At 57.5% G+C, this 6,944-nt stretch carries 5 protein-coding genes; 2 read left to right on the forward strand and 3 right to left on the reverse strand.

Annotated features, from left to right (window positions below; genetic code table 11):
• Positions 1-87: 87 nt before the first annotated feature.
• Positions 88-1,299, forward strand: a complete 1,212-nt coding sequence (locus KBX18_RS06415) for an MFS transporter (protein ID WP_255995288.1) — start codon at positions 88-90, stop codon at positions 1,297-1,299.
• A complete protein-coding gene (locus KBX18_RS06420; RefSeq protein ID WP_255995289.1) occupies positions 1,296-2,291 on the forward strand; it encodes a nucleoside hydrolase in 996 nt (331 codons plus the stop codon). Before KBX18_RS06415 ends, KBX18_RS06420 begins: the two co-directional genes overlap by 4 nt.
• Here KBX18_RS06420 and KBX18_RS06425 read toward each other — a convergent pair.
• The 3 genes from KBX18_RS06425 to KBX18_RS06435 form a co-directional block, all read right to left on the reverse strand.
• On the reverse strand, positions 2,288-3,343 hold the full coding sequence (locus KBX18_RS06425) for a ParA family protein (RefSeq protein WP_370687230.1): 1,056 nt from the start codon (positions 3,341-3,343) through the stop codon (positions 2,288-2,290). The two genes, KBX18_RS06420 and KBX18_RS06425, sit on opposite strands and share 4 nt — an antisense overlap.
• A gap of 87 nt (positions 3,344-3,430) precedes the next feature.
• Positions 3,431-6,343, reverse strand: a complete 2,913-nt coding sequence (locus KBX18_RS06430) for a DEAD/DEAH box helicase (RefSeq protein ID WP_255995291.1) — start codon at positions 6,341-6,343, stop codon at positions 3,431-3,433.
• Complete coding sequence (locus KBX18_RS06435) at positions 6,340-6,744, reverse strand: (deoxy)nucleoside triphosphate pyrophosphohydrolase (RefSeq protein WP_255995292.1); 405 nt, start codon at positions 6,742-6,744, stop codon at positions 6,340-6,342. Before KBX18_RS06435 ends, KBX18_RS06430 begins: the two co-directional genes overlap by 4 nt.
• Between the last annotated feature and the right edge of the window lie 200 nt (positions 6,745-6,944).

Below are 6,944 nucleotides of genomic sequence, written 5' to 3' on the forward strand. Positions count from 1 at the left end.
CGGAGTCCTGCACTTTCACGGGTTCAGGTGGCACAACATTCGGCCGAATCCCTAAAACTGCCCCGGCGCAGTAGGCTCAAACACGCCATGAGCACCCCGAAAAACTCTGAACATGCCGCGCTCCCCAAGATCCCCCAGGAGATTTGGGTTCTTGTCGCCGCCGCTTTCCTCATAGCGCTCGGGTATGGGCTCATTGCGCCGATCATCCCGCAGTTCGCGGTGAGCTTCGGCGTCTCGATGGCGGCTGCGGCTGCGGTTGTTTCGGTGTTCTCTGGCGCCCGGTTGGTGGGGGCGCCGGGGGCGGGATGGCTCGTCGATAAGCTTGGCTCGCGCAAGGTGTACATCACAGGTCTCCTGATTGTGGCCGTGACCACCGCACTTGTAGCAGTGGCTCAGGAGTATTGGCACATGCTGGTGCTGCGGTTCCTTGCGGGGCTGGGCTCGACGATGTTCACGATCTCGGCGCAAGCGCTCATCGTGAAAGTGGCGCCGCCGCGAATTCGTGGACGAGCGAGCTCGACGTACGCCACGGCGTTCCTGCTGGGCAACATCATCGGCCCGGTTGTTGGTGCAGGCTTGTCGTTTCTGGGCATGCGCTGGCCATTCGTCATTTACGGCGCTGCCGTTGCTGCCGCGGCCGTGGTCGTGTGGGTGCGTTTGCCTAGGTCTGACCGTGACGTGAACTTCGCCGCGCGACCACCGATGCGCCTGGATGAGGCATTCGGCCATCCCAGTTACCGCGCGTTGCTCGCCTCCGCCTTTGCCAACGGCTGGGTGAACATGGGCGTGCGCGTGGCGGTCCTCCCGCTGTTCGCTGCCTCGGTTTTCCCGCATGGTGCGGCTGAGGCTGGTCTCGCGCTTGCGGCATTCGCGCTGGGCAACGCCGTCACGTTGCAGTTTTCGGGCAAGCTTGCCGACGACATCGGCCGCAAACCCCTCATCCTCACCGGCCTTGCTGTCACCGCACTGTCTACAGCCGTCATGGGTTTTGCGACGAGCTTCTGGCCGCTCATCGCGATCTCTGTCATCGCTGGTGTGGGTGGGGGACTGCTCGTGCCCAGCCAGCAGGCGAGCCTGGCGGACATCATCGGTAACGACCGCTCCGGCGGCAAGACTATGTCTGTCTTCCAAATGTGCATGGACGCCGGCCAGGTGATCGGGCCGATTCTGATCGGCGCAGCGGCCGGCGAGTTCGGATTCCCGGCAGCGTTCGGAATCTGCGGTGCCATCGCAGTACTGGCACAGGTCGTCTGGGCGGTCGTCGGCAAGGAAACCCACCCGGAGAAAGCTGACCAATGAGAATCATCCTCGACTGCGACCCGGGTATTGATGACACCTACGCGCTGATCCACCTCACCGCCGCCGCCCACACCGGCCAGCTCGAACTCGAGTGCGTGACCACTACGGCCGGCAATGTCGAGGCCGACCAGTGCGCCCGCAACGCCGCTTGGATCCTCTCCCTGTGCAATGTCCCGTGGACGCCGCTGGCCGCGGGCATCCCGGAGCCGCTTGGTTGGGAGTTGACCACCACGCCTGACACCCACGGCGACACTGGCCTGGGTTATGCGACTGCCCCTGAGCGTCACATCGAGAGCGACTGGGACATGCTCTGGATTGATGCGATCGAGCGCGGCACCGACGACCTCCATCTCATCGTCAGCGGGCCGATGACCAATCTTGCCGCCTTCGCACGCCTCCACCCGGAGCACTACAAGCAGCTCAAGCACATCACCGTCATGGGCGGCGCATTCAACTACCCGGGCAACACCACGCCCACAGCCGAGTGGAACTTCTGGGTGGACCCGCACGCGGCCAAGGAAGTCTTCGATTCCGCGCCCGTGCCCATCACCGTCTGCCCGCTCAACGTCACCGAACGCATGCTGCTCACGCCCTCTCGCTTGGACGACCTGGTGTCTGCGCTCAGCGGCTCACCGCTCGCAGAGCATCTCGAGCCGATCACGCGGTTCTACTTCGAATTCCACGAGGATGTAGGGGAGGGCTACCAAGCCCAGATTCACGACCTGCTCACGGTCATGGTGGCGCTCGGCCAAGTCCCCGCCACTTTCGCCCCCGCGACGGTCGACCTCGACCCGGATTCCGAGCTGTTCCGCGGCACCGCCGTTGCTGACGTCAAAGGCATCTGGGAGCGCGAGCCCAACGCCCGCATCATCAGCAACGCGGACATTGACGCAGCCTGGGCGCTTTTCGACGCCTCCTGCCGCATCCACGCACGCATCGCCACCGGCGACGCGGAACTCGATCGGCTGAGGCATCTGCGGGCGGAGGACTAAGGGTTGAGACGTTCGTAGACGGTGTCCGAGATGCTCTCAATCTTTTCCGAGTAACTGTCCCGTTGATTGCCTTGGGTGCCCTTGATGCCGTCTAGATATGCGAGTTCAGCGATGGGGGCGTGCCCGTCTTGAGCCGTGGCAGGCATGGAGTGCATGTGGGGTACGTGGCCGATCAGGTAGTTGTTTCCGTTTTGGCCCAAAGTCGACGCGATGAGTTTAGCTTCATCGGCGAACTTATCGCGGAAGCGTTCGAAAGCACCGACGAGTTGCTCTTTACCATTGGCCTTCTTCTTGACGTATTCGAGGGTCGTGTACCCGAGATACTTCAGGTTGTGGTTGTGCTGCCCACCAAGCCGCAAATTGCGGGACTTCTTTTCGAAGCTCACTGAGAAGGACTTCCATGTCGCGATGTTAGCCTCAGACATCTCCGAGTACTCAGCGACCCATTCGTCGAACCAACGGGCGAGGTTGCCAAAGGCGTGGTAGCTAAATAGATCGGTTGCAGTGGGTGTGACGAAGGCATCGCAACCGAGTAGAACGGTTCGATTGAATGGGCCGAGACTTGGTCCGACGTCGAAGAATATGTAGTCGTATCGGTCTTCGTCCTCCATGTGCGTGACGAGCTGACCGGCCCAGTGGACACGTCGGAAAGCGGCTGTCTCTTTGCCTAGAGCCGTTTGCCAGGCGGCAGACATAACGTCCTCGATTTGCGAGAGCTGCGGGTGTCCAGCCATGACATCGACCTTGAATCGTTCCGAGCGGTACACAGGAACATCGGTCTCAATCTCCGGTTCGCCCTCGCGCAGGGGAATGAAGAGACCGTAGACCGTCTTCAACAGGGACTCCCGGCGCGCCGTTTCCGGATCATCGTTGCCATCGTAGATCTCTTGAGTCTGCTGCTCTGAAAGCATCAACTGGGTCGCATTGCACTGGGGGTCGCAGTCGACGTACAAAACACGCTTCCCACGCATGGAGAAGTTGTGGGCGACATTGGTGGACAACGTCGTTTTCCCGACTCCGCCTTTGTTATTGAAGAAGCTGAGCGTTTTGATTGCCGACATGAAAACCTCCCACCGGAAATGAATATGACCAGATTTAAAAGTATGTCGTGGCAGAAGAGATTTCCATGAAATACCGGATTAGTTGGGTGCTGCCACGGTCTTACGGGCTATAAGACTGTCGAACAGGTCCGCGGGTATGGGCACACGAAGCTTCAAGTCCGAGGTGACCACATCCAACTTCTGTTTATCGTTGCCAATCATTGTGGTTTGCGCGGGATTCATCGCATCTACTTGACCCAAGTAATAGAAATCGGTGCCGTCCGCATCTTCTCGCTTAGCAAAGAGGTGGAGATCAGCGTCGCCATTCAGGATGGGCTGTAGTTCTCTGCTCTTCAACGTGCGCTTATGCCGTGTAAACCAGTGAAGAGTAGATCTATCGATCAATGTGTCTTCGTACCTGACGCTGGCCGAAATGTTCGCGTCTTTGTGGTAGGTGACAAATATCGGGCAGGTCATGGTCGCGGTATCGGTTTTGTACCCGTAGACGGTGGATTCCTGATTCTTGGACCAATTCAAGAGGCGACATGCGTCTTTGCGTGAGTATCGTTTGGCATGAATGAAATCATCTCCGCTTCGGTAGTGCTTCCGATTCAGAAACAATCCCGTTTCGACTACATCGTCTACGTGATCACGGAAACTGATGGGCGAAGGTTCCTGTGTTGACGCGTACGAGGAGTAGAGTCGCGAGAAATCTTCCCCGAGTACAAATTGATCACCGAGTCGAAGTGCGACGGGAAGGCCACCGTAGGTTGCTCGTTGCCGATCGGCGAACCACTCAAGGTTGAGGATTTTCTCGATAGCTTCCAAGCAGGCATCACTGTGATTGAGACCGCGACTGCGGAGTTGCAGCGCGAACTCCGCAACATCGACGGATCCCTCCCGACATAGTGCGCGCAAGAGAAGCAGTTCTTGAGGCCGCTTCCCGTTGAGTAGTTCGTTCGAGAGAAAGGTCAAAAAGGCATCCTCGGTGGGAGAGGGACCCGCATCGACGAACCGAAGGGAGTGCAGTAAAGACCAGTAGTTGCGGTATTTGCTCGCCAGAACATAAGGGGCAATAGACTCGTGCGTTTCGAAATCTACGAGCCTGGGTACTTTTCCCAGGCGGTGCTTGAGGTTTTGGATCGCTTCCTTGCACTTGCGTTTGTCTAGGAGGGTCACCTTCTGGAGAGACTCGAGTACTCGCTGAGTACTGACTTCATCGAAGCTAATAGTTGAAGAACCTGAGATGGGGTGCCGTCGGGTTCTGCGGATGACTTCTCGCACGGGATCTTTGCTGCTTGAACGGTCGCCTGACAGTGCAATCGGGATCAGATAATTGTTCGCATAGTTTCCGATGACATCGATGACGCGCAGGGTCTCTTTGTTTTCAGCTTTTCGCAAACCCCGGCCTAGCTGCTGTGTGAAGATGATGGACGATTGCGTGCTGCGGAGAAGAACCACAACGTTAACATCGGGAATGTCGATACCTTCGTTGAAGATGTCCACAGTGATGATGAAGTCGATCTGCTCGTTCTGAAGGTCGAATACGGCTTGTTCTCGCTCATCGATTGTGTTCGCTCCGCTAAGAGCAACCGTTCGGAGCGGACGGCCATACAGTTCGTGTTCATTTAGCGCTTGCGAAAGCAAACGAGCTTCTTTATTCGAGCTACAGAAGATCAAGCCTTTTGTTCCGCTCGGGAAGCAGTAATTCTGCAAAGTCTCAACTACGTGGTCAACGCGTTCTTTAGAAACACGCTCATCCGCTGTTGAGTCATCCGTGATCGTGTACCCGGACATTGATCCGTAGTCCGAGACTCCGTAGTAGTCGAAGGGGACCAGCATTCGCGATTCGAGAGCGTCTCCGAGCCTGATCTCGAAGGGGACATTGTGATGAAAGAGCTCGAAAACGTTGAAACCGTCAGTTCGTTCCGGTGTAGCTGTTAGTCCGAGCAGAAAATCTGGACGGAAATGCTCCATGATTCGCTTGTAGGATTCGGCGCCGGAGCGGTGCACCTCATCGATGATCATGTATTCGAAGAGTTTGGGGGAAATGTCAGTCAGGTGCTCAAGCCGTGAGAGTGATTGCACGGTGGCGAATACGAACCGCTTGTCTAGCTGCCGCTGTCGTCCAACGAAGAAGCCGATATCTTCTTCTGGGCAGCGGAACACTTTCTTAAACTCACGGGCGGCATTACGAAGAATCTGCTCGGTATGAGCGACGAAGAGAACACGCTTCGGGTCAAACCGCTGAGCAGCAAGCGCGGCAAGAATTGTCTTGCCGGTTCCTGTTGCAGAGATGATTAAGGCACGAGTTTCACCGGAATCGATAACCGTTTGGAGACGCTCCAAGGCTTCGGTCTGCATCTTGTTCGGCAGAATCTCGACGCCGTCAGCGCTTACCGAATGGGGCTGATCCGTCGCATCCGTAACAATGACGCGCTGTTGCCGCCTCTGTTCGTAGGACTGGATCCATTCCTCTGTGAGAAGGCCCGAAATCCTCACGTGGTGGTCGAGCGCTCGTTCCAATTGATCAGCAATGTCGCCGTCGCGGTGAGTAGAAAATTTCAAATTCCACTCACGGGTGCTCATGAGCGCGTTGCGGGTTAGGTTCGAGCTCCCGACGATGGCAGTTGCGTGGTCTCCGTGGCGGAAAACGTATCCCTTGGCATGGTGCGGAACTCCAGAAATGATCCGTGCTTCGATGTTGGGGAGTGCAAGCAGCTCTCGAAGGGCATCGGGATCATTGAAGTCCAAGTAGTCGGACACGATGATCGTACCGCGACCAGCGAAGTCAACGAGTGATTGCTTGATAGCGCCGAGTCCGCCGCTGCTGACGAAAGCAACGGAGAAGATGAAGCTCGAAGCGGTCAATAGTTCAGAACGCAAAGCGGCAAGCATCGAGTTGTCTGGCTCGTTGGCCACCAGAACTGGGTTTTCAACACGATCGGATTCTCTGCGGTGGTTGAGGTATCCGAATTCGGTGTCTGCGGTTAACCGTTCCAAATTGCTCATGCGGAACCGTAGGTCTTGATGATCAGATCCACCGCCGGGACATCCGCCGGCGCCCAGTCCAGGGATGCCAGCTCGTCGATGGGCACCCACCGAGAGTCGGCGTGCTCGGTCAAGGTGGGTTCTTGGTCACCGGTGAGGGCGCAGCGGAAAGTGGATAAGCGGATGGTGCCGAAGTCGTACGTGTGCTCGGTGGTGGTGATGTGGGGGCCGACGGTGGCGTCGATAAGCAGTTCTTCTTTGAGCTCGCGTGCGAGGGACACTTCGGGGGTTTCGCCGGGTTCGATCTTACCGCCGGGGAACTCCCATTTGCCGGCGAGTGCTTTGCCGGGGCCGCGCTGGGCGGCGAAGACGGTGCCGTTTCGGATGATGACGGCGCCGGTGACGGGGATAGGTGCGGACATAGGACCGATATTAAGGGGGCCGGAAGGCGTGTGGCGTCCCAAAGGCAAATTGATTCGCGGTACTGCGGGGTGAATCGGTGCTTTAAGTCAGATGGATGCGGGCATGGGAGTTTCGAATCGACTCTGAAGTGTCCTGGGTTTAGTTCCGATCGTTTCTAGAGGAGGATTGGATCATGCCTAGGAAGTTCAGTGACGAGTTC

Origin of the sequence: Corynebacterium sp. CCUG 69979 (genome assembly GCF_024454095.1) — a bacterium.
GTDB classification, from domain to species: Bacteria; Actinomycetota; Actinomycetes; order Mycobacteriales; family Mycobacteriaceae; genus Corynebacterium; species Corynebacterium genitalium.